This is a genomic window from Bradyrhizobium sp. SZCCT0231 (assembly GCF_018130245.1).
GTDB classification, from domain to species: domain Bacteria; phylum Pseudomonadota; class Alphaproteobacteria; order Rhizobiales; family Xanthobacteraceae; genus Bradyrhizobium; species Bradyrhizobium japonicum_F.
In genome coordinates, this window is sequence record NZ_JAFCKP010000015.1 from 12,795 (window position 1) to 35,731 (window position 22,937).

The window sequence follows — 22,937 nt, forward strand, 5'->3', positions numbered from 1 at the left end:
TCGATGTTGAACTGGGTGGGCCTGATCATGCGCGGGTTGGCCGCCGTGCTGCTGGTTCTCGCCGCGGCGCGGATCGCTGCGGCCGAGGAGAAGCGGCTTCCCGTGCCGGCCGTCTCGATCCGCGCCGGCGAGTTGATCCGGGAGGAGATGATCACCGAGCGCGCCTTCGCGCCGAGCCTGCTCGGCGTCGCCATGTTCATCGAAGGACGCCAGGTGCTGGTCGGCCGCATGGCCCGGCGCGCGCTGCTGCCTGGCCAGCCGATCCCGACCAATGCGGTGGAGGACCCCTGGACCGTCGCCCGCGGCGCCATGGTCAAGGTCGTGGTCGAAGACAGCGGCCTGTCCATCGTCACTTACGGCTCGGCGATGCAGTCGGGTGCGGCCGGCGCGCTGATCCCGGTGCGCAATACGGACACCGGGGTGATCATCAGAGGCGTCGTCCAGCCGGACGGCACCGTCAAGGTCGTGGACGGGTCATGACCAGGCTCCTGCTTGCGCTAGTTCTGCTCATGTCGTCCGCCAGCGCCCAGGCCGCCGTCCGCGTCAAGGACATCGCGGACATCAAGGGTCTGCGCGAGAACCAGATCGTCGGCTACGGCCTCGTCATCGGTTTGAACGGCACAGGCGATACGCTTCGCAACGCTCCGTTCACCGAACAGTCCCTGCAATCGATGCTCGAGAACATGGGCATCAACGTCAGGAACGAGACCACGAGCACCAACAACCCCCCGCGTCCGACGACGCTGCGCACGCGCAACGTCGCGGCGGTGATGGTAACCGCGGACCTGCCGCCCTCGATCGGGCCCGGAGAGCGCATGGACGTCACCGTGTCGTCGCTTGGCGATGCGACATCGCTGCTCGGCGGCACGCTGGTCATGACGTCGCTGCGCGCGGCGGACGGCGCCGTCTACGCCGTGGCGCAGGGCGCGATCACGGTCGCCGGCTACAGCGTTGGAGGCCAGGCGCAGAACGTCAGCCAGGGCACGCCGACGGCTGGGCGCATCCCGAACGGTGCGCTGGTCGAACGCGAGGTGCAGGGAAGCCTCCACGAGATGGAGTTCCTGGTGCTACAGCTGAAGAACCCGGACTTCGTCACTGCAACGCGCATCCTCGACGCCATCAACCGCTACGCCGGCGGTCGCTACCGCGCGCAGATTGCCTTCGAGCGCGACTACCGCACCATCGTGCTGTCGAAGCCCCGCAATATCGGCCCTGTCCGCTTCCTCGCTGAGATCGGCGAATTGGCGGTCGAGCCGGACACGCCGGCGCGGGTCGTCATCAACGAGCGCACCGGCACGGTCGTGATCGGGCGCGACGTGCGAATATCGACCGTTGCCGTGACCCACGGCAATCTGACGGTTCGCGTCACGGAAATGCCGGTGGTGTCGCAGCCGGCGCCGTTCTCGCGAGGACAGACGGTGGTCGTTCCGCAGACGGTGGTCGAGGCCAACGAGGCCGGATCGCAGGTGGCGATCCTGAGCGGGGTCGATCTCCAGCGCCTGGTGCGCGGGCTGAACCAGATCGGCCTGAAGCCCTCAGGGATCATCGCGATCCTCCAGGCGATCAAGACCGCAGGCGCGCTCCAGGCCGACGTCATCGTGCAATGATGCACAAGCGTCGTGCAAGCTTGGTCGCTCAATGCTCAGGTCTGAAGCGAGAATCGCACGCGGCCCGATGTTGAAGCTGGATCACAAAGCCAAACTCCTCCTGCTGGCCGCGGCCTCTGTGCTCGCGAGCGCCTCGCCCGTGCTGGCCTTGGACGAGGCCAAGCCGCCGAAGCCGCTCAACCTGCTCTCCTTCGCGCGCGCCCGCGCGGCCGGACCGCAGAAGCCGCAGCCGCCGGCCACCGCGATACCTGGCGACAATGCCGCGGTCCGGGCGACGGCATGGGCGGCCGAAGATTCAGGACCGGCGATCACCGGTGCGGTGCCGGCTCCGGAGGCGCCGACACCCGCGCCTGCGTCCGCGCCGGTCCGTCCGGCCAAGCCCGGCAGCGTCACGGCACCGCCCAAGGCTGCGCCGCAGCAGGCTGCGCCGGCCCCGGACAACGAAATCGCCCTGTTCTGCAGCAACGTCGCCGATCCCGCCGTCGACGCAAGGCTGGCCTGGCAGCTCAAGGAGCTGGAGAAGGCCGAGACCCTGCTCCGCGAGCGCATCGCCGAAGTCGAGGCCAAGCGCGCCGAATACGAGAAGTGGATGGCGCTGCGCGACGACTTCCTGAAGAAAGCCGAAGCGAGCGTGGTCGAGATCTATTCGCGCATGAAGCCCGAAGCTGCGGCGACCCAGATCGCCGGCATGGCCGACGAGACCGCCGCCGCCGTGCTCGCCAAGCTCAGCCCGAGAAGCTCGAGCGCGATCTTCAATGAGATGGATACGGCACGCGCGGCGCACCTCGCCGATCTGCTCGGCGGCATGCGTCGCGTGGATGACGGAAAGACCAAATAGATGAACAAGCCGATCCTCATCCTCTCGCTCGCGCTCGCATCGGTGCCCCTAGCCGGATGCTACCACGATCCCGCCGAAGTCCTGACCGGCCCGCGACTGTCGCCGGTCGGGAGCGGCCTGAGAACGCAGGCCGATCCGATCCCGGTGACGCCGCGCATGCGCACGCCCGTCAGCTATCGCTCGACCTGGGACGACGGCACCGATCTCTACCGCGATCCCCGCGCCCGGCGCACCGGTGACGTCGTGACGGTGATCATCTCGATGCAGGACAAGGCCAAGCTCGACAACAAGACCGGCCGCTCCCGCGATTCGCAGATCAAGTTCGGGCTCGACTGGCTGATGGACGTGGCCGGATGGAACGACACGGGTTCAGCCAACGCCAATCTCAGCACCAACACCCAGATCAAGGGCAATGGCCAGATCGATCGCACCGAGGACATCAAGCTGTCGATCGCGGCCATCGTCACCGACGTGCTGCCGAACGGCAATATGATGATCAGCGGATCGCAGGAATTTCGCGTCAACACGGAGATGCGCGTGCTCAATGTCGGCGGCATCGTGCGTCCGCGCGACATCTCGCGAGCCAACACGATCACCTACGACAAGATCGCAGAGGCGCGCGTGTCCTATGGCGGGCGCGGAAATCTGTCGGACGTGCAGCAGCCTGGATGGGGACACCGGATCTATGACGCCGTGGCACCATTCTGAGGCTGGCGCCGATCGGGTCGCACAGCGACGGCAGGGGACGCCATGCGCCTGATTGCCGCCATCGTCGTGCTGACCCTGATCGCGATCGGTGCGGGCGCCCTTGCCGGACTGCATCTGATCGCGACCGCCGAGCGCGTTGCCGATGCCAAGAAGAGCGCCACACCGCCGCCGATGGCGTCGAGCTACGCCGGCAGTGCGCGGCTCCGGAAACTATCTCCGATCGTGACCAATCTCGCCGCACCGGCCAACAACTGGGCGCGCATCGAGGCCTCCATGGTGACTGACAGCATGAGCGACGAGGATGCCGGCATTCTGGCCGCCCACATCAGCGAGGACATCGTCACCTATCTGCGGTCGACGACGGTTGCGCAGTTCGAGGGCTCGCGCGGGCTCCAGCATCTGCGTGACGACCTGACCGAGCGCGCCAACATCCGCTCGTCGGGCAAGGTCCGCGAATTGATCATCGAGACGCTGGTGATCCAGTGAGAGCGAGAGTCCTGCTGCTCGCGTTGGTTCTGGTCGTGCTGCCCGAAGCGGCGCTGGCCCAGATTCCGGACCTGAATTCGCTGCTGCCGCCCGGAAACGGCTCGACCAGCGGCAGGATCATCCAGCTGATGGCACTGATCACGGTGCTGTCGGTGGCGCCGGGGCTGCTCATCATGGTGACGAGCTTCACGCGATTTGCGGTGGCGTTGTCGTTCCTGCGCGCCGGTCTCGGCCTCCAGACCACGCCGGCCAACCTGGTGCTGATCAGTCTCGCGCTGTTCATGACCTTCTACGTCATGGCGCCGACCTTCGACAGGGCCTGGGAGAGCGGCGTCCAGCCGCTGATGAAGAACGAGATCTCGGAGGAGGAAGCCTATCTGAAGATCACCGATCCCTTCCGCGAGTTCATGCTGGCTCATGTCCGCGACAAGGATCTCCAGACCTTCGAAGCGCTCGCCGCAGAGAGCTTCCGCAAGAAGTTCGACGACAAGCGCGTGGATCTGCGCGTCATCATTCCGGCCTTCATGATCTCCGAGCTCAGGCGCTCGTTCGAGATCGGATTCCTCATCATCCTGCCGTTCCTGGTGATCGACATGATCGTGGCGACGCTGACCATGTCGATGGGCATGATGATGATGCCGCCGACGATCCTCGCGCTGCCGTTCAAGATGCTGTTCTTCGTGCTGATCGACGGCTGGAACCTGCTGGCCTCCGGACTGGTGCGGTCGTTCTCGTAGCCGCCGCGATCGCCGAGCCGCTGGTTATGGTTAAGCGAAACGTGTCGGTTATGGTTAGCGGCGGGTAATGTTAACCATATGATTTTACTGCGGAATTGGGCTGAGCCTTAATCTGGAGGCAAGATTCGGCGTGCTAGCAATGCGGCACGGCGGGTTGGACCCCACCCACATCAGTCCAAAGGCATGATGCCGTCCCTCCGTACCGGTGAAAGCCCGGTATGTCCCCTCGTGAAAATGTATCGCGTACAAAAAAGGGACATTCGCAATGTCAAGCCTGCTTACGAACTCGACTGCCATGACCGCACTCCAGACCCTGCGGTCTGTGGGATCGCAACTCTCCACCACGCAGAACCGGATCGCCACCGGTCAGCGCGTGGCCACCGCTTCGGACAACGCCGCCTATTGGTCGATTGCCACCTCGATGCGCGCCGACAACGCCGCGCTCTCCGCCGTCTCCGACTCGCTCGGTCTGTCGGCCGCGACCGTCGACACGGAGTACACCGCCCTGACCACGGTCATCGGCGACAAGGACTCCGGTTTGACCAAGCTCCAGTCGCTGCTGGTCCAGGCCAAGACCGCCGGTATCGACCGCACCAAGATCCAGGCGGACGTCACCCAGATCCAGCAACAGATGAAGAGCACGGCCAATGCCGCGACCTTCAACGGCATCAACTGGCTGAGCACGACGACCGGCACCACACCGACGAGCTTCAGCCTCGTGTCGTCGTATTCTCGCGTCGGCGGCACGCCCACCATCGGCTCCATCACCGTGACGACCGCCAACTACACGCTCTACTCCAGCACCCAGACCGGCATTCTGGACACCGTGAGCGGCAGTGCGTCGGTCGACACGATCAACATCTCCGCGCTGACGGACTCGGCAGCTGACCAGACCACGCTCGATGCCTACATCGCGCAGGTCACGACCGCCATCAACTCGGTGGCCGCGTCCGCCGCCAATCTCGGTGCCGTCAAGAACCGTATCTCGACCAACACGGAGTTCGTGAAGTCGCTGATGGACTCGGTTGACCGCGGTGTCGGCCAGCTCGTCGACGCGGACATGAACGCGGAATCCACCCGCCTGGCCGCCCTTCAGGTCCAGCAGCAGCTCGGCGTTCAGGCGCTTTCGATCGCCAACAACAGCAGCCAGAGCATCCTGTCGCTGTTCCGCTAAGACTTAGATCATCGGAGAAGGGCCGCGCTTCTCGCGAAGCGCGGCCCTTTTCGTTTGGCGTGACGCTGCGCCCGCCGTCATTTCGGCTACCTGTTGCAGCTGGAGCACAGAGCCACAAGCCTCGCACAAGCTTCGCTCGCTAACCTCGCCGTTACGACAGATTGGGCCTTGAACTCGCGTTTTGCGGAAAGCCCAAAGGCATGACGCCGTTCTGTCGTACCGGTGCAAGCCCGGTATGTCCCCCAAGCTCGATTCAATCTTCAAAGGGACATCAAAATGGGTTCTAGTCTTCTCACCAACTCCTCCGCCATGACCGCGCTCCAGACCTTGCGGTCTGTCAGCACGCAACTCGCCACCACCCAGAACCGGATCTCCACCGGCCAGCGCGTGTCCACCGCTTCGGACAACGCCGCCTATTGGTCGATCGCGACGTCGATGCGCTCCGACAACGCCGCGCTGTCCGCGGTCTCCGACTCGCTCGGTCTGTCGGCCGCGACCGTCGACACCGAATATACCGCTCTGACCTCGGTGATCGGCGACAAGGAATCCGGCCTGACCAAGCTCCAGGCGCTGCTGGTCGAAGCCAAGACTGCCGGTATCGACCGCACCAAGATCCAGGCCGACATCACCCAGATCCAGCAGGACATGAAGCTCAAGGCCAATTCGGCCACCTTCAACGGCATCAACTGGCTGAGCACGACGACGGGTACCACCCCGACGAGCTTCAACCTCGTGTCGTCCTACTCGCGTGTCGGCGGCACGCCCACCATCGGCTCGATCACGGTGACGACCGCCAACTACACGCTCTACTCCACCACGCAGACCGGCATCCTGGACACCGTGGCCGGCAGCGCCTCGGTCGACACGATCAACATCTCCGCGCTGACCGACTCGGCGGCCGACCAGACCACGCTCGACGCCTACATCGCGCAGGTCACCGCCGCGATCAACTCGGTGGCCTCGGCCGCTGCCGATCTCGGCGCGGTCAAGAACCGCATCTCGACCAACTCGGAGTTCGTCAAGACCCTGATGGACTCCGTGGATCGCGGCGTTGGTCAGCTCGTCGACGCCGACATGAACGCTGAATCGACCCGCCTCCAGGCTCTGCAGACCCAGCAGCAGCTCGGCGTTCAGGCGCTCTCGATCGCCAACCAGAACAGCCAGAGCATCCTGTCGCTGTTCCGCGGCTAAGCGGCGCTTTCGAAAACGACCGTGCTCCCTCAGGGAGCACGGTCCCCGCCGTGATCGGCGGACGCGACGGCACAAGATGTGCCGGCAATCGACCTCCCGACGTCAGACTTCTTGCGACACGCCGCAGCCGTTCGCGCCGCCATGCGCCCGAGCGTCCGCTTGTGGCTGCCAAGCTGATTGGTCGGCTTCTTGTAAAATTGCAACGCCTCGCCCGCGAACCGACACATTGGTGGCCTTGCGCAACCTTCAGACAAGGTTGGCAGCTGAGTGTCCTCTACGTTCGCATTGGTACGAGGTCATATGCTCAGTCGTGCGCAGGTACAGCAACTGCTCAACAATCTGCTGGAGCTTGGGCCGCGGCGCCTGATGGCCTTGGGGCTGATCGGCTTTGCAGTTCTCGTCACCGTCGTCGGCGGCGCCTACTATCTCAGCCGGCCGGAGTTCGAAACGCTCTACACCGGCCTCACCCGCGAAGACGTGACGCGCATGGGCGCGGCGCTGCGCGAGCAGAACGTCACCTTCGACGTCAATACGGCCGGCGACGCGCTCTCGGTGCGCCCAAGCCAGACCATGCAGGCGCGGATGCTGCTTGCCGAGAAGGGGCTGCCGACCAGCGCCAATTCCGGCTACGAGCTGTTCGACAAGATCGGCTCGCTCGGGCTGACCTCGTTCATGCAGGAGGTCACCAAGCTGCGCGCGCTCGAGGGCGAGATCGCCCGCACCGTCCAATTGATGAAGGGCGTGAAGGCGGCGCGGGTGCATATCGTGCTGCCGGTGCGCGGCTCGTTCCGCGCGACGCAGCAGCCGCCTTCGGCATCGGTCGTGCTGCGCACCGACGGCGCGATCGAGGCGCGCACGGCGCAGTCGATCCGTCATCTCGTCGCCGCCGCCATCCCCGGCATGAGCCGGGACAAGGTGACGGTGCTCGACGCCGACGGATCGATGCTGCTCGCCGAGGAGGACGAGGCCAGCGCCGCGCCGACCAAGATGGCGAGCCTGCAGAAGACGGTCAGCGGCATGGTGCAGGAGAACATCCGCAAGGCGCTGACGCCGTATCTCGGCCTCGACAATTTCGAGGTGAGTGTCGCTCCGCAGCTGTCCACCGACAAGCGGCAGATCAACGAGACGGTCTACGATCCCGAGAACCGCGCCGAGCGTTCGGTGCGGAACGTGCGCGAGAAGGAATCATCGCAGAACGCCGACCGTTCGACGCCGACCACGGTGCAGCAGAATCTCCCCGACCAGCAGGTGAATGCGGGCGGCGGCAAGAACTCCAGCGAGGACAAGACCCGCCGCGAGGACGTCACCAATTTCGAGGTCTCGTCCAAGACCACGACGACGGTGAGCGACGGCTATTCGGTCAAGAAGCTGTTCATCGCCGTCCTGGTCAACCGCGCGCGGCTGGTCGCCGATCTCGGCGACAAGAGCAACCAGGCCATCGTCGACAGCAAGCTCGCCGAGATCAGTCAGCTCGCGGCGACGGCGGGCGGACTGGACAAGGCGCGCGGCGATCAGATCCAGGTGACGGCCGTCGACTTCATCGAGGGTTCGCGTGAGCTGGCACCGGTGCCCCCGATCAGCTTCGTCGAGATGATCAACAAGCAGCTCGGCAGCGTGATCAACGCGGTGACGATCCTGGCCGTTGCTTCGATGCTGGTCTGGTTCGGGCTGCGGCCCGCGGTCAACGGCATTCTGACCCATCGCGCGGAGCAGGAGCAGGCCGAGGCGGCTGAGGCCGCCCAGCTCGAGGCTTCGGCGGCCCTTGCGTTGGCCGACGGCGAGGAGGCCGAGCTCAACCTCGTCGAAGACCTCGAAGGTAAGATGCAGCGAACGCCGCAGAAGCGGCTGGAGCAGATCGTCCGGCTCGATCAGATGCAGGCGGCAGCGATCCTTAAAGACTGGATGCGGCGCGAGGAGGCGGCATGAACGCGGCAATCGGAAAACTCCTGACGCAGTTCGATGCGAATGGCCGGGTCAAGTCGCCGCCGCCTCCGCCGCCGAAAATCCAGGACGTGCTGACCAGGCCGAAGGAAGCCCGGCGCGAGCCGCAGCCTCAACCGCAGGTTCAGGCGCCGTCTCCGGCGCCCGCGACGGAAGCGCCGCCGGTCAATCTCCTGGATGATGCCTATCGGCGCGGCCATGCGGCCGGCGTCGCGGAGGGCGAAGCCAAGCTCGCCGAGGAACGCGTTCGCAGCGCGATCCGGCTCGGCGAGGAGCGGGCCAAATGGTCCGACCAGCAGGCGGTCGCGATCGTCAGCGGCTTCGAGGCGGCCTGCCGCGAGATCGAGACCAACATCGCAAGCTCCGTTGCGCGGATCCTGCTGCCGTTCCTCGCCGAGGCGGTGCGCGACAAGGCAATCGAATCGCTGGTCGAGCAGGTTGCGGCACTGACCGGCAATTCTCCGGCGCCGGTGTTCAAGGTCACCGGCCCGAGCGAGCTGCTCGACCTCGTGAAGACGCAGCTCGAGGCGTCCAGGCGAACGGGCATCGCGTACGAGGCTGCCGACACCCTCGAGGTTCGAGTCGTGGCCGACCAGACCGTGATCGAGACGCAGATCTCCGCCTGGAGTGAACGCCTCAAGGAAGCGCGCCGGTAGTCCGCCATGGAAGAGGTCAAGCATGAGATCGTGATCGTCCGCCGGCGCAGCGCCTTCGCCGAGGAGGCGCACCACGGCGGCGTCTGGAAGATCGCCTATGCGGACTTCATGACCGCGATGATGGCATTCTTCCTGGTCATGTGGCTGCTCAATGCGCTCAACCAGGACCAGAAGCAGGTGGTCGCGAGCTATTTCAACCCGATCAAGCTCGCGGAGAACGCACCTGCCCCGAAGGGTCTCAGGGATCTCACCAAGAAGGAGCCGTCGTCGCTCGAAGGCCAGGATGGCAAGCGTCAGCCGGCCGGGCCGAACGAAGAACGTCGCGGTGACTCTCCAACCGCCGAGAAGCCGGCCTCCTATGAGGAGAAGGTCCTGTTCCGCGATCCCTATGCGACGCTCGCGGAGATCGCCAATAGCGCGAACCAGTCCACGGGCCAGCGTCGCGCCGGCGCTCTGACGTCCGTGGAAGAGGAGGGCCTCAAGGGTGGCGATGCCTACCGCGATCCCTTCGACCCCGGCTATTGGAGGCTGGCGCCGCAGGCGTCCAAGGACGCCGATCGCTTCATCGAGAGCGAGCCGAAGCCGAATGCCTCCGCGCGCGACAACGCGTCCGGCGCAAGTCAGGGAGATGCGCAGCCGCGCCGGACCAAGACGGATGATGCCGGCGGCAGCGTGGCGCCGAACGCAGATGGCTCGTCCGCAAGCCTGTCGCCTCTGCTGCCGCCGGGCCCTGCGGCGACGCAATCCTCGCGCGAGGGCAACGGCCAGGTCGGCGTTCAGGCCAATACCGCCCCGCAGGCGCGTCCCAACGACACGGCGAAGGAATCCGAACCGCGCGATGCGGCGCAAACGCAGCAGCCGACCCTCAAGCAGCTTCAGTCCGCGATCGCGGACGCGCTGTCGGACATCAAAGCGGGTGCGGGGCCGGCGGCCGAGGTGCGTCAGGTCGAGGAAGGACTCCTGGTCAGCCTGACCGACGATGCGAGCTTCGGCATGTTCGCGGTCGGCTCGGCCGAGCCAAGGCCCGAGTTGATCCGCGTGATCGACAAGATCGGGCCGCTGCTGACGAAGCGCCAGGGCGTGATCATCGTCCGCGGCCATACCGACAATCGGCCGTATCGCTCGGAGACCTACGACAATTGGCGGCTGTCGACCGCTCGTGCGCAGATGGCCTATTACATGCTGGTCCGCTCCGGGGTCGATGCGCGGCGGATCGAGCATGTCGAAGGTTACGCCGACCGGCGGCCGAAGCTTCCGAACGATCCGGCGGCCGCACAGAACCGCCGGATCGAGATCCTGATCCGGGAGAAGCGCCCTTGATCAGGCTGCTGCGCCGCGCCGCCTTGCTGCTGCTGCCGCTCACGGCGGCGGCGCACGCGCTTGCTCAACCTGCGCCCCAGTCCGGCGAGCCCTATGAGCTCGTCCGTGCGTTACAGGCGGTGCAGGACGGCATCGCCAACGGCGACACCGCCGCGCATGGCAGTCACATCGCGCTGATACGGCAGATCGGCGAGAAGTTTCTCGCTGCCGATCCCGCCGTGTGGAGCAATCCGCAGAACAGCCAGGCGGTGGTCATCTATCTGCTCAGCGGCGGTGCGCCGCAAGTCGTCCGCAAGCTGCCGCGCGACAAGATGAACGTCGACGAGCGGCTGTTCAACGGCGCGCTCGCCTATGTCGAGGGTCGTCAGGACGAAGCGCGGGAGCTGCTCAAGGACGTCAAGCCGCGGACGATTCCCTCAGGTCTGGGCGGACAGGTCGCGCTGGTTCAAGGTGCGCTGTTCGCACGTGCCGAGGCATCGCTCGCGATCGAGCGTCTCGACGACGCGCGCCTGCTGTTGCCCGGCACGCTGGTCGAGGAGGCGGCGCTGCGGCGCGAGATCCTGCTGGTGGGGCAGGCGGAGGATTTCGAGAAGTTCGAGTTCCTGACGCTGGCCTATATCCGCCATTACCGCAACTCGATCTATGCCGGCGATTTCTGGCAGCGCTTCTCCTCGGGCCTGACGCAATCGAGCCTGGCGCTCGACGAGCGCCGCTTCGCGCGGATCGCAACCCTGCTGGAGCAGATCGATCGCACGAGCCGCGTCAAGCTGTATCTCGTGATCGCGCGCGCCGCGATGGTGCGCGGACGGCTGGCCGTGACCCGCCTTGCCGGCGAGCGGGCGCTGACGCTCAGCGCGGATGCCTCGGCGGATCGCGAGCGGGCCCATTTCTTCCGCGGCGCCTCGCGGGCGCTCACCGACGAATATGACGGCGGTCTCGCCGAGCTGAAGGCGCTCGACCGGTCGAAGCTGCCCGAGCGCGACATCCCCCTCCTGAATGCCACGGTGCAGCTCGCGCTCGACGTCCGCAAGCCGTTCGCGGGCGGACCCGCTGCCGCAGCCGACAAGCCTCCGGCAACGCCGGCGCGACTTGATCTGGCGTCATCGACCGTGACGCTGGCGCGCGCACAGAAGCAGCTCGGCGAACTCGAACTCCTTACCAGGGACCGCCGTCCATGACCAAGCTCAGTGGAACCTCCGGACAGCTCTTCTCGGGTCTCGCCGAGAGTCTCAACATGCGCGGGACGTCGCGTTCCGCAAAGAGCGCCGGGACCAAATCGCAGGCAAATTCGTCGTTCAACGATCTGCTCCACACCGTCTCGAACCTCGCGAAGCAGGCATTGAGGGATGATGGCAGCGATACGACTGCGAAGACCGGAACGTTGCGCACGCGTCTGGCCCACCCGACCGAGCAGGAGAAGCAGAAGAACGCGACGGTGCGCGAACGCATCGCGGCCTCCGAGGGACCGGAGTCCACAGAGGAGTCCTCCGACAAGAAGGCCGACAGGTCGCCGGAGAAACTACGTCCGGTGGATCATGCCGCCGGGGCGGACGTCCAGGGGCAATCGGGCATTGCTGTGGCAATCGGGCAGGAGATCGCAGCCGCGCCTGCCGTGAAGACGCAGATGCAATTGCAGTCCGCCGACAAGGACGCGCCCGCGCGCGACGAGCGGTCCTTCGCCGCGAAGCGCGAGGCTGCCGCCACGGGCGCGGCGAAGGCGGCGACGGTCGACACGGTCCCGTCCAGTGTCGCTCCCACTGCTGCGCGCTCGCAGGCTGCGGCTTCGCAAGCGGCTGGTGCGGCGCAGTCCGCACCGACGCAAGGCACGGAGGCTTCGAGCGCAATGCCGGCGCCAGCGGGCTTCGAGGCGGTCACGGCCAATGTCGAGCGCGCTGCCAAGGCCTCGGCGCGGGCCGCGCTGCCCGAGACGACCAAGGTCACCGTGGTCCAGCAGGAGACCCATCTGCCGCCAGCGCAGTTCAACGCTCCGCAACAGGTCGCCAATGCAGTCGTAGCCGAGCTGAAGGAGACCTCGGCACCGGCCGCGTCCGCAGTGCCGGATCTTGCAGCGTCCCAGACCAATGCGCCGGATCAGCCGCTCAAGATCCTGACCGTCAATCTCGAACCGCCCGCGCTCGGCAACGTCACCGTGCGCCTGCGGCTCGTCGGCACCGAAGTGTCCGTCCAGCTTGCGGCCGAGCGCAAGGACACGAGCCAGATGCTCGACCAGCAGCGCGATCAGATCCGCGATCTCATGCAGTCGGCGGGCTATGTCGCCGACGTCGCGCCGGTCCAGCACGGCTCGCTGGACGGATTCCAGAGCGGCTCCGGCCAATCGCAGCCGCAGCTGTCGGGCCAGCAACAGTCCTCGCCGCAGTCGCAAGGCACGTTCGGCGGCGCCGGCACGTCGTCGGGGCAGTCCGACGGCGGCGCGAAGCAGGCCCGCCAGGAGCGCCAGTTCAACCAGGAGACGCGTCATGATCAGGACGTGGCGCCGCATCATCGTCGCGGCCCTGTCTATCTCTAATGCCGGCGCCGCCCTGGCCGCCGCTGAAACTGCGCGCCCCTGCGAGCGCGAGATGGCGCGCGCGGCGCGGCAGCACGGGATTCCGCTCGGCATTCTCTACGCGGTCGGCCTCACCGAGACCGGTCGGCGCGGCGCGCTCCACCCTTACGCCCTCGGTGCCGACGGCCAGACCGTGTTCGCCAAGGACATGGATGATGCAATCGCGAATTTCGAGACGATGCGCAGCAAGGGGATCAAGTTGATCGACCTCGGTTGCATGCAGATCAACCACTATTACCACGGCGACAAGTTCGCTTCGGTACGGGCGATGTTCGATCCCGCCAGGAACGTCGACTATGCCGCGCGCTTCCTCAAGGAGCTGAAGCAGCGCGAAGGCAGCTGGACCATGGCAGTCGCCCGCTACAATGCAGGTCCCAACAACCAGCCGGCGCAGAAGCGCTACGTCTGTCACATCGTCGCTCATCTCGTCTCGAGCGGCTTCGGCGCGTGGACCGACAAGGCGCGCTCGTTCTGTCAGCCGAAAACGACCTGACAACATGAAGTTGTGCATCGCGTCCAATCATCAGCCCCGCGCAAGCAAGACCCCCCATTGTAGCTGCAACCTACCGAAGGAGCCCAATTCATGAGCCTGTATGGTGTTATGCGCACCGGCGTTTCCGGCATGTCTGCGCAGTCCAACAAGCTGTCGACGGTCTCGGACAACATCGCCAACGTCAACACGACCGGTTACAAGCGGGCTTCCACGGAGTTCTCCTCGCTGATCCTGAAGAGCGGCTCCGGCAATTACGATTCCGGCGCCGTCGAGACCACGGTCCGCTACGCCATCAGCGACGCGGGACATACGCAGTTCACCACGTCGAGCACGGACCTCGCCGTTCAGGGCAACGGCTTCTTCGTGGTGTCGAACGCCAACAATACGCAGCAGTTTCTGACGCGCGCCGGCTCCTTCGTGCCGGACGCCCAGGGCAATCTGGTCAACGCGGCCGGCTACTATCTTCTGGGCCAGCCCGGTCTCGTGACCAACTTCTCGCAAAATAGCCTGGCCGGAATGCAGATCGTGAACGTCGCCCAGGTCTCACAGGTGCCTGTGCCGTCGACCGCGGGAACGCTGACGGCCGGCAATCTGGATCCGAAGGCGGCTGTCATTGCCGGTCCGCCCGGCCCGGCATCATATTCCTCGAAGAGCTCGATCGTGGCCTACAACAATATCGGCCAGCCGGTCACGCTCGACGTCTATATGTCTCACACCGCGACGGCGGCCGGCTCGGACACCTGGCAGATCCAGGTGTACGATTCCGCGACCGGCACCTCGCTCGCTCCCGCCACCACCTTCACCTTCGACACCACGGCGGCCGGCAAGGGCGCTCTGGCTGGTGCAAGCCCGACCGGTCTCACCGTGACTGTGCCGGGCGGTGCGGCGCTGACCATGAACCTGTCGAACATGACGCAGACCGGAACCGACTTCAGCTTCAAGGCGACCGTCAACGGCAGTGCTCCCTCGGCCATCGACAAGGTCGACGTCGACGAGGCGGGTCACGTGACGGCGATCCTCAAGAACGGCCAGCAACGGACGCTCTACACCATCATGCTCGCCGATGTCGCGAGCCCCGACAATCTGACGCCGGAGCCGGGCAACGTCTATTCGACCAACATGAATTCCGGCAATGCGCAGGCCGGCAATGCCGGCACTGGCGGGCTCGGCACGATCCAGTCCGGCGCCCTGGAAGATTCCAACGTCGATCTCGCGGACGAGCTCACCGGGATGATCGAGGCCCAGCGCGGCTTCACCGCCAACTCGAAATCGTTCCAGACCGGTGCCGACCTGCTCGACGTCGTCGTCAACTTGAAGCGTTGAATTCTTCAGCGCCCATTCCGGGCAAGAGCAAACCATGTCCCTTACCGCCGCCCTCGACTCCGCCCGCGCTTCGCTCATGGCGTCGGGCATCCAGTCCTCGACGATCTCGCGCAACATCGCCGGTGCCAGCGCTGCCGGCTATTCGCGCAAGATCGCCGTGCTGGACAATCTGCCGAATGCCGGTGTCTATGTCGCGGCGATCCAGCGCGCCGCGAGCGGCGGCCTGTTCACCAACGTCCTGACCGCGACCTCGGCGTCCGCCAAGCAAAGCGTGGTCTATGACGGTCTCCAGAAGATCGCGGCATCGACCGTGGACGATCCCGAGCTCGACCAGTCGCCGACGGCGCAGCTCAATGCGCTCAAGCAGGCGTTGCAGAAATACGCCAACGCCCCCGACAACACCACGCTGGCGCAGGCGGCCGTTACGTCCGCCAAGGACATGGCCGCCGCGCTCAACCAGGCGACCCGGACCGTGCAGTCGGTCCGTGAGAGCGCGGATGCCGACATGAAGACGTCGGTTCAGAACATCAACCAGCTGCTCTCCCAGTTCGAGACCGTGAACACCGCGATCGTGAAGGGCACGATCTCCGGCGACGACATCACCGACTACCTCGACCAGCGTGACAACATCGTCTCGAAGCTGTCGCAGGAGCTCGGCGTCTCGATGTCGATCCGCCCCAACGGCGACGCGGCGCTCTACGCCGACAGTGGCGTCGTGCTGTTCGACAAAACGGCGCGGACGGTGAGCTTTGCGCCGACGAATATCTACACCGCGGGCACCACGGGCAATGCCGTCTACATCGACGGCGTCCCCGTGACCGGCGCCAATTCGGTGATGCCGCTGAAGTCGGGCAAGCTCGCCGGCCTCGCTCAGCTGCGTGATCAGGACACCGTCACCTATCAGAGCCAGCTCGACGAAATCGCGCGCGGCCTGATCAACACTTTCAGGGAAAGCGATCAGACGGCCGCGGCGCTGCCCGACGTCCCCGGTCTCTTCACCTATCCCGGCGCGCCGGCGATGCCGGCGAGCGCGACCGTCTCGGTGGGCCTCGCCGGCACGATCTCGGTCGCCGCATCGGTCGATCCGGCCCAGGGCGGCAACCCCAATCTGCTGCGCGACGGCGCGATCAACGGCAACCCCGCCTACCGATACAACACCGCGGGCAACGGCGGCTATTCGGTCCGGCTGCAGCAGCTCATCGGCGGCATGGATGCTTCGCAGCCGTTCGATGCAACCACGCAAGGCAAGCCAAGCGGCAGCCTGATCGACTTCGCGTCGTCGTCGGCGAGCTGGATCGAAAACCAGCGCAAGACCGCCAACGACAACTCCGAGTACCAGAACACGCTGCTCAACCGCAGCATCACGGCGTTGTCGAACGTCAACGGCGTCAACATGGACGACGAGATGGCGTTGATGCTCCAGGTCGAGCGCACCTATTCGGCCTCGTCAAAGATCATTTCGACCGTCGATGAAATGCTGCAGAGCCTGCTCGCTGCCGTGGGGAATTAAGTCATGATGAGCGCGAACTACATTTCCACCCTGATGTTGTCCTCGTCGTTGAGGTATTCGATCACGAGCAACCAGGCGGCGCTGAGCAAGGCCTCGACCGAGGCGACCACCGGCCGCTTCGCCGATGTCGGCCTCGAGCTCGGTGCCACGACGGGAAGCGACCTGACGCTGCGGGCTGACTGGAGCTTCGCCGATCAACTCGTCGATACCAACGGGCTCGTTGCGGGACGCCTGGACGTGACGCAGAACCGCATCACCCAGCTCAACAAGACCGCGACCGACTTCCTCAAGGATCTGATCGCGGCCCGCAGCACCGACGGCGGCGGGCGGGTCATCCTGCCGCCTGCAGCCTCCAATCTCCAGGATCTGATTGGCGCGTTGAATGTCTCCTATAACGGCTCGTCGCTGTTCTCGGGCATCAACACGCAGAACGCGCCGATCACGCCGTACGCCGCGGGCTCGGCCAGCAAGAACCAGGTCGATGCGGATTTTCTCGCGAGCTTCGGCTTCCCGCAATCCTCGCCCGCTGTGGGCACCATTACTCCGGCCCAGATGCAGACCTTCCTCGACACCACGTTCGATGCCGAGTTTGCCAGCCCGGCCTGGAACACCAACTGGTCGTCGGCCACCGACCAGACCATGCAAAGCCGCATCTCGACGACCGAGATCGCCGATACGTCCGTCAGCGCCAACGAGGCCGGCTTCCGCAAGCTCGCGGAGGCCTACACCATGATGGCCGATCTCGGGAATGTGAACCTGAGCCAGGAGACGTTCCAGGTCGTCGTGGACAAGGCCATCGGCCTTGTCGGCAACGCCATCAACGACCTCGCTGCGCTCGGCGGCAGCGTCGGCACGGTCCAGCAGCGGGTCACCACCGCAACCGCCAAGCTCAAGACGCAGCAGGACATCCTGAACAATCAGATCGTCGGTATCGAGAAGGTCGACCCGACCGAGGCCTCGGTCCGGGTCAACACCTTGCAGACCCAGATCAAGACGGCGCTGGCGCTGACCTCGCAGCTCCAGCAGATCAGCCTCATCAATTACCTCTGAGCCGGGGCTCGTAACCTTTGTCCAGTTGTTCGGTCTCCTGCGAAGAGTGGTCCTGATGACGTTTGAAGCCTATGAAGCGGTCGTTGACGAAAGTGGCTATGAGGCGCGAAGCCGCGAGCGGCAGGCGCTCAGCCTCGGCATCGACCGGCTCGAGCGGATCCAGAAGGGGCGTTTCAGTCTCGAGGATCTGGTCGAGAGCCTGCTCTATGTGCGGCGGCTGTGGACGATCTTCATCGAGGATCTCGCGCACCCGGAAAACGGGCTTCCGGACAAGCTGCGCGCCGACATCATCTCGATCGGCCTGTGGGTCGTCAAGGAGGCCGATCGCCTTCGCGAGGAGAGATCGGACGACGTGGTGCAGCTCATCGAAATCAACCGCCTGATCCGAGACGCGCTTTGATGAAGATCTCCTTGCGGGCGGGTGAACGGATCTACATCAACGGTGCGGTGCTCCGCGTGGACCGCAAGGTCTCCGTCGAGCTCGTGAACGACGTGATGTTCCTGCTCGAAGGGCAGGTCATGCAGGCTTCCGACGCCACCACGGCGCTGCGGCAGCTCTATTTCATCGTCCAGCTCATGCTGATGAACCCGACCGACGTCCGCGACGCTGCGGTGCTCTACGCGCAGCATCACGCAGCCCTGTCTGCGGTGTGCGAGAACCGCGAGATGCTGGATGGACTCGGCGCGATCGACGAACTGGTCGGCGCGACCCGCTACTTCGAGGCGCTCAAGCGGATTCGGGCCTTGTTCCCGGTGGAGCAGGCCATCTTGGCCGGCGCCGCCACCGTTTCCCCATTCGAGGCTGCCTGACAGCGGAGAGGCTAGATGAACGTCAACAGCGCGACCGACACGACCGGCAAGTCGTCCAGCTCGACAGGCACCACCTCGGCGACGTCGAGCAACAGCGTGGACTACAACACGTTTCTTCAGCTCCTCGTCGCCGAGATGAAGAACCAGGATCCGACCAATCCGATGGATACCTCGCAATATATGAGCCAGTTCGCCCAGCTCTCGACGGTCGAGCAGGCGATGCAGACGAATTCGAAGCTGGACGCGCTGCTGTCCTCGCAGTCCCTGTCGCAGGCCAACGGGCTGATCGGGAAGACGGTCAGCTTCACCGACTCGACCGGTGCCACCTTCAGCGGCAAGGTCGTCTCGGTCTCCATCAACAGCGACGGCTCCATCGCGACCCTTCAGGACGGCACGAAGGTCGCGGTCGGACCGGGGCTCACGATCAGCCAGTCATGAACGAGCGGGACGCCCTCGATATCGTCCAGGCGGCGATCTGGACCATCATCGTCGCCTCCGGGCCCGCGGTCGGCGCCGCGATGCTGGTCGGCACCGTCATCGCGCTGATCCAGGCCCTGACCCAGATCCAGGAGGTGACGCTGACCTTCGTTCCGAAGATCATCGTCATTCTCCTGGTCGTTGCGGTCTCCGGCTCCTTCATCGGCGCGCATCTGTCGACCTTCACCGAGATGGTCTATTCGCGGATCGAACACGGCTTCTGATCCGGACAGTCCCGGCACCACCCTCGCGTAAGCTTTGCGCGGCAGATTACGGGTGGACCCCTCTGCCGGTGACCCATGGCCGATACGTTAGCTGCTAGCCTGCCCAATCCGCGCCGCCTCGGGGCGGATGCCTTCTTCGCTGGCGGCATCGTGACCATGCTCACGATCCTGTTCCTGCCGATTCCTCCGATCCTGATCGATCTCGGCCTCGCGTTCTCGATCGCACTTTCGGCGCTGATCCTGATGGTCGCGCTGTGGATTCAGCGGCCGCTCGACTTCTCGGCCTTCCCGACCGTGCTGCTGATCGCGACGATCCTGCGCCTGGCGCTGAACATCGCGACGACGCGACTGATCCTGTCGCGGGGCGGGGAGGGCGAACAGGCCGCGGGCCACGTCGTTGCCGGCTTCTCGAAGTTCGTCATGGGCGGCGACTTCGTCATCGGCCTGATCATCTTCGCGATCCTCGTTACGGTGAATTTCGTCGTGATCACCAAGGGTGCGACGCGCATCGCCGAAGTCGGCGCCCGTTTCACCTTGGACGCCATCCCCGGCAAGCAGATGGCGATCGACGCGGACCTGTCCGCAGGCCTGATCGACGACAAGGAAGCCCAGCGCCGGCGGCGCGAGCTCGAAGAGGAGAGCGCGTTCTTCGGCGCCATGGACGGCGCCTCGAAATTCGTCCGCGGCGACGCCATTGCCGGCCTCCTCATTACCGCGATCAACATCTTCGGCGGCATCGTCATCGGCGTCACCCATCACGGATTGACGCTGTCCCGCGCCGCCGACGTCTATACCAAGCTCTCCGTCGGCGATGGTCTGGTGTCGCAGATGCCGGCTCTGATCGTGTCGCTGTCGGCGGGCCTCCTGGTCTCCAAGGGCGGCACCAGGGGCTCGGCCGAGCAGGCGGTGCTGCGGCAGCTCGGCGGCTATCCGCGCGCGGTGTCGGCTGCCGCGCTGATGATGTTCGTGCTCGCCCTGATGCCGGGGCTGCCGATGGCGCCGTTCGTGCTGCTTGGGGGTGTCATGGCCTTCGTCGGCTACTCGCTGCCGAGGCGGCAGGCGGCGCGGGAGCGCAAGGAGGCGGCATCCAAGGCCGACGAGCGCGCCCAGGCCGAGGCCAAGGAATCGGTGAAGGAGCAGCTCAAGACCGCCGAGATCGAGCTGGCGCTCGGCGGCCACCTTTCGGTCCATCTCCTGGGCTCGCGCACCGAGCTTGCCCACCGTGTGGCCAAGATCCGCAAGAAGTTCGCCAAGCAGTACGGATTCGTCATTCCCGAGATCAAGCTCACCGACAATCTGTCGATCGACCCCAAGAGCTACCAGATCCGGATTCACGACACGCGCGTCGCCCATGGCGAGCTCAGGCTCGGCGAGGTACTGGTGCTGGTCGACAAGGACGGCAAGCCCGACGTGCCGGGCGACGAGGTGATCGAACCCGCCTTCGGCATGAAGGCGCTGTGGGTGACTGAAGCCTTCACCGACGAAGTCAAGCGACAGGGCTGCAAGCCGGTCGACAACCTGTCGGTGCTGCTCACGCACTTGAGCGAGGTGATCAGGGCGAACCTCGCCCAGCTGCTGTCCTACAAGGACATGCGCGCCCTGCTCGAGCGGCTCGATCCCGAATACAAGCGCCTGGTCGAGGATCTCTGCCCTTCGCAGATCTCCTATTCGGGCCTGCTGGCGATCCTGAAGATCCTGCTGGCCGAGCGCGTGTCGATCCGTAACCTCCATCTGATCCTCGAGGCGATTGCCGAGATAGCGCCCCATGTGCGGCGCTCCGAGCAGGTCGCAGAGCATGTGCGCACGCGGCTTGCCCAGCAGATCTGCGGCGACCTCTCCGACAATGGCGTCCTCAACGTGGTCCGTCTCGGCAACCGCTGGGACCTCGCTTTCCACCAAAGCCTGAAGCGCGACGCCAAGGGCGACGTCGTCGAGTTCGACGCCGACCCGCGCCTGATCGAGCAGTTCGCGACCGAAGCCAGCGCCGTGATCCGCAAGTTCACCGAGAACGGCACCAGCGTGGTGCTGGCGGTGACGCCGGAAGCGCGGCCCTATGTCCGGATGATCCTGGAGCGGGTGTTCCCGACTTTGCCGATCCTGTCGCATGTCGAAGTCGCGCGCAGCGCCGAGATCAGGGCACTCGGAGCCATATCGTGATCTCTGGGCTCGCCGACAGCGTGCTGGTGACGTTTATCGTGTTCTGCCGTATCGGTGCCTGCCTGATGCTGGTGCCCGGCTATTCCAGCGTCAACGTTCCGCCCCAGGTGCGCCTGTTCGTCGCGCTGGTCACGACGTTTGCACTGACGCCGATCCTCGTCTCGGTCCTGAAACCGATCACGGACAACGCGGCGCCGCTGACGCTGGCCCTCCTGATCTGCTCCGAGCTCGTGGTCGGCAGCGTCATCGGGCTCGGCGGGCGCGTGTTCTTCCTCGCCCTCCAGACCATGGCGACCATGATGGCGAGCGCGATCGGGCTGAGCAACATCCCGGGCACACCGGTCGGCGATACCGATCCGGCGCCGGCCCTGGTGCCGCTGATCATGGCGGCCGTCACCACGCTGTTCTTCATGACCGACCAGCATTGGCAGGTGCTGCGCGGGCTGATGAACTCCTACGACGTCTGGCATCCCGGCAACAGGCTCGGCGGCAACATGGCGCTCGAGCTGCTCGTCGGCCGCCTGTCGGAAGCGTTCGTGCTGACGCTGCGGATCACCAGCCCCTTCATCGTCTACTCCGTCATCGTCAACCTGGCAGTCGGGCTGATCAACAAGCTGACGCCGGCAATTCCGGTCTATTTCATCTCGGTGCCCTTCGTGCTGTTCGGCGGCTTCCTGCTGCTCTACCTCACCAGCGACGAGCTGCTGACGCAGTTCATGCTGGGCGTCTCGTCGTGGCTGGCGGAGTGATCGGTCATGGCGTCGCGCGCGGACAAGCTCGGCCGGATGGTCTCCCTCGTGAAGCTCCAGCTCCGGCTGTCCGAATGGCAGCTCGCGCAATTGCGGCAGCAGGAGCGCAGCCTGCAGGACGAGCAGGAATGGTTGGTCGGAGCCCTGAACGATGGAAGGCCGCCGGCGGGATCATCGAGCGAATCGATCGCGCGGCGGCTCAACAGGACGAGCGTCGGCGCGCGCGCCGTGAAGGAGCAGGCCTCGCTACAGCTCGACCAGGTTCGCCGCGAGAGCCGCCGCGTGAAGCAGCTCGAGGAGGTCGCGAAGGCCGCGCTCGCGGACAAGCTTCGCGACGCCGAGAAGCGCTCGCTCGAGGAAATGACGGGAACGAGCCTTACCGTGCAAGCGTGGACGCCACAGCCAGCCAACCGGAACAAGACATGATCGTGACAGCGACGCCCGACCTCGTTCTCGATGTCCTCGAAGCCGCCGATCCCGTGACGCAGCGGGCGGCGACCGCGAAGCTCGACGCGCTGAAATCGTCGGACGCCGATTTCGCCGCCACGATGGAGGCGGAGGTCGGCAGGGCCGCGGCGGCTGCCGATCAATCCGCGGCGAAGGTCGCCGAAGCGCAGTCGGGTGCAGTGAACGGAGCGCCGGTGCAGGTGATCAAGGCGCCGGCATCCGGCGAGGTCTACCGCAAGTTCGAAGCCTTCATCCTCCAGACCTTCGTCGAGACGATGTTGCCGAAGGAGTCGGAGGAGGTCTTTGGCAAGGGCACGGCTGGCGGCGTCTGGAAGTCGATGCTTGCAGAGCAGCTCGGCAACCAGCTGGCAAAGGGCAAGGGCATTGGCATCGCCAAGCAGCTCGCCGCCGCACATCCGGCCGGACCGGGCGCCGCAGGGAAGGCCGAATGACGATCCACGAACGAGTGACAG

General features: G+C 65.4%; 25 protein-coding genes. All 25 read left to right on the forward strand.

Annotated elements, in window-relative coordinates; all coding sequences use genetic code 11:
• Positions 1-3: 3 nt before the first annotated feature.
• Positions 4-480 (forward strand): flagellar basal body P-ring formation chaperone FlgA, encoded by a 477-nt coding sequence (flgA, locus tag JQ566_RS26755; protein ID WP_212377968.1) that lies wholly within the window; start codon positions 4-6, stop codon positions 478-480.
• On the forward strand, positions 477-1,607 hold the full coding sequence (gene flgI, locus JQ566_RS26760) for a flagellar basal body P-ring protein FlgI (RefSeq protein ID WP_212377969.1): 1,131 nt from the start codon (positions 477-479) through the stop codon (positions 1,605-1,607). Before flgA ends, flgI begins: the two co-directional genes overlap by 4 nt.
• A 67-nt stretch (positions 1,608-1,674) precedes the next feature.
• Positions 1,675-2,445 carry a MotE family protein gene (locus JQ566_RS26765; RefSeq protein WP_212377971.1) on the forward strand — a complete coding sequence of 257 codons (771 nt, stop codon included), beginning with the start codon at positions 1,675-1,677 and terminating at the stop codon, positions 2,443-2,445.
• Positions 2,446-3,153, forward strand: coding sequence for a flagellar basal body L-ring protein FlgH (flgH, locus tag JQ566_RS26770; RefSeq protein WP_212377973.1), 708 nt, complete (start codon positions 2,446-2,448; stop codon positions 3,151-3,153).
• Between the two features lie 42 nt (positions 3,154-3,195).
• The gene (locus JQ566_RS26775) at positions 3,196-3,639 is read left to right on the forward strand and encodes a flagellar basal body-associated FliL family protein (protein WP_212377975.1); all 444 of its coding nucleotides are present in this window, start codon (positions 3,196-3,198) and stop codon (positions 3,637-3,639) included.
• Complete coding sequence (gene fliP, locus JQ566_RS26780) at positions 3,636-4,376, forward strand: flagellar type III secretion system pore protein FliP (RefSeq protein ID WP_212377977.1); 741 nt, start codon at positions 3,636-3,638, stop codon at positions 4,374-4,376. The genes JQ566_RS26775 and fliP overlap by 4 nt, the downstream gene beginning before the upstream one ends.
• A gap of 265 nt (positions 4,377-4,641) precedes the next feature.
• Positions 4,642-5,550 carry a flagellin N-terminal helical domain-containing protein gene (locus JQ566_RS26785; RefSeq protein ID WP_212377979.1) on the forward strand — a complete coding sequence of 303 codons (909 nt, stop codon included), beginning with the start codon at positions 4,642-4,644 and terminating at the stop codon, positions 5,548-5,550.
• 276 nt (positions 5,551-5,826) lie between these two features.
• A complete protein-coding gene (locus tag JQ566_RS26790) occupies positions 5,827-6,741 on the forward strand; it encodes a flagellin N-terminal helical domain-containing protein (protein WP_157281905.1) in 915 nt (304 codons plus the stop codon).
• Between the two features lie 300 nt (positions 6,742-7,041).
• Positions 7,042-8,667 (forward strand): flagellar basal-body MS-ring/collar protein FliF, encoded by a 1,626-nt coding sequence (gene fliF, locus JQ566_RS26795; RefSeq protein ID WP_212377981.1) that lies wholly within the window; start codon positions 7,042-7,044, stop codon positions 8,665-8,667.
• Entirely contained in the window at positions 8,664-9,338 is a 675-nt protein-coding gene (locus tag JQ566_RS26800) for a hypothetical protein (protein WP_212377984.1), read from the forward strand. Before fliF ends, JQ566_RS26800 begins: the two co-directional genes overlap by 4 nt.
• Positions 9,339-9,344: 6 nt before the next feature.
• Positions 9,345-10,658 (forward strand): MotB family protein, encoded by a 1,314-nt coding sequence (locus JQ566_RS26805; RefSeq protein WP_212377986.1) that lies wholly within the window; start codon positions 9,345-9,347, stop codon positions 10,656-10,658.
• Positions 10,655-11,836: a chemotaxis protein gene (locus JQ566_RS26810; protein WP_212377988.1), complete on the forward strand. Its 1,182-nt coding sequence runs from the start codon at positions 10,655-10,657 to the stop codon at positions 11,834-11,836. Before JQ566_RS26805 ends, JQ566_RS26810 begins: the two co-directional genes overlap by 4 nt.
• On the forward strand, positions 11,833-13,185 hold the full coding sequence (gene fliK, locus JQ566_RS26815; RefSeq protein ID WP_212377990.1) for a flagellar hook-length control protein FliK: 1,353 nt from the start codon (positions 11,833-11,835) through the stop codon (positions 13,183-13,185). The genes JQ566_RS26810 and fliK overlap by 4 nt, the downstream gene beginning before the upstream one ends.
• Entirely contained in the window at positions 13,136-13,717 is a 582-nt protein-coding gene (locus tag JQ566_RS26820) for a transglycosylase SLT domain-containing protein (protein ID WP_212377992.1), read from the forward strand. The genes fliK and JQ566_RS26820 overlap by 50 nt, the downstream gene beginning before the upstream one ends.
• 90 nt (positions 13,718-13,807) lie before the next feature.
• Positions 13,808-15,040, forward strand: a complete 1,233-nt coding sequence (locus JQ566_RS26825) for a flagellar hook protein FlgE (protein ID WP_212377994.1) — start codon at positions 13,808-13,810, stop codon at positions 15,038-15,040.
• Between the two features lie 34 nt (positions 15,041-15,074).
• Complete coding sequence (gene flgK / locus JQ566_RS26830) at positions 15,075-16,550, forward strand: flagellar hook-associated protein FlgK (protein ID WP_212377996.1); 1,476 nt, start codon at positions 15,075-15,077, stop codon at positions 16,548-16,550.
• Between the two features lie 3 nt (positions 16,551-16,553).
• On the forward strand, positions 16,554-17,600 hold the full coding sequence (locus JQ566_RS26835) for a flagellar hook-associated family protein (RefSeq protein ID WP_212377998.1): 1,047 nt from the start codon (positions 16,554-16,556) through the stop codon (positions 17,598-17,600).
• A 55-nt stretch (positions 17,601-17,655) separates the two neighbouring features.
• Positions 17,656-18,000: a flagellar biosynthesis regulator FlaF gene (gene flaF, locus JQ566_RS26840; RefSeq protein ID WP_212378000.1), complete on the forward strand. Its 345-nt coding sequence runs from the start codon at positions 17,656-17,658 to the stop codon at positions 17,998-18,000.
• Positions 18,000-18,410, forward strand: a complete 411-nt coding sequence (gene flbT, locus JQ566_RS26845) for a flagellar biosynthesis repressor FlbT (protein WP_212378224.1) — start codon at positions 18,000-18,002, stop codon at positions 18,408-18,410. The genes flaF and flbT overlap by 1 nt, the downstream gene beginning before the upstream one ends.
• 15 nt (positions 18,411-18,425) lie before the next feature.
• A complete protein-coding gene (gene flgD, locus JQ566_RS26850) occupies positions 18,426-18,848 on the forward strand; it encodes a flagellar hook assembly protein FlgD (protein ID WP_212378002.1) in 423 nt (140 codons plus the stop codon).
• Entirely contained in the window at positions 18,845-19,111 is a 267-nt protein-coding gene (fliQ, locus tag JQ566_RS26855) for a flagellar biosynthesis protein FliQ (protein ID WP_027572776.1), read from the forward strand. Before flgD ends, fliQ begins: the two co-directional genes overlap by 4 nt.
• A 75-nt stretch (positions 19,112-19,186) precedes the next feature.
• The gene (gene flhA, locus JQ566_RS26860; protein WP_212378004.1) at positions 19,187-21,268 is read left to right on the forward strand and encodes a flagellar biosynthesis protein FlhA; all 2,082 of its coding nucleotides are present in this window, start codon (positions 19,187-19,189) and stop codon (positions 21,266-21,268) included.
• Positions 21,265-22,017: a flagellar biosynthesis protein FliR gene (gene fliR, locus JQ566_RS26865; RefSeq protein WP_212378006.1), complete on the forward strand. Its 753-nt coding sequence runs from the start codon at positions 21,265-21,267 to the stop codon at positions 22,015-22,017. Before flhA ends, fliR begins: the two co-directional genes overlap by 4 nt.
• 6 nt (positions 22,018-22,023) lie before the next feature.
• Positions 22,024-22,443, forward strand: a complete 420-nt coding sequence (locus tag JQ566_RS26870) for a hypothetical protein (RefSeq protein WP_212378008.1) — start codon at positions 22,024-22,026, stop codon at positions 22,441-22,443.
• Positions 22,440-22,916 carry a rod-binding protein gene (locus tag JQ566_RS26875; protein WP_212378010.1) on the forward strand — a complete coding sequence of 159 codons (477 nt, stop codon included), beginning with the start codon at positions 22,440-22,442 and terminating at the stop codon, positions 22,914-22,916. The genes JQ566_RS26870 and JQ566_RS26875 overlap by 4 nt, the downstream gene beginning before the upstream one ends.
• Positions 22,917-22,937: the final 21 nt, after the last annotated feature.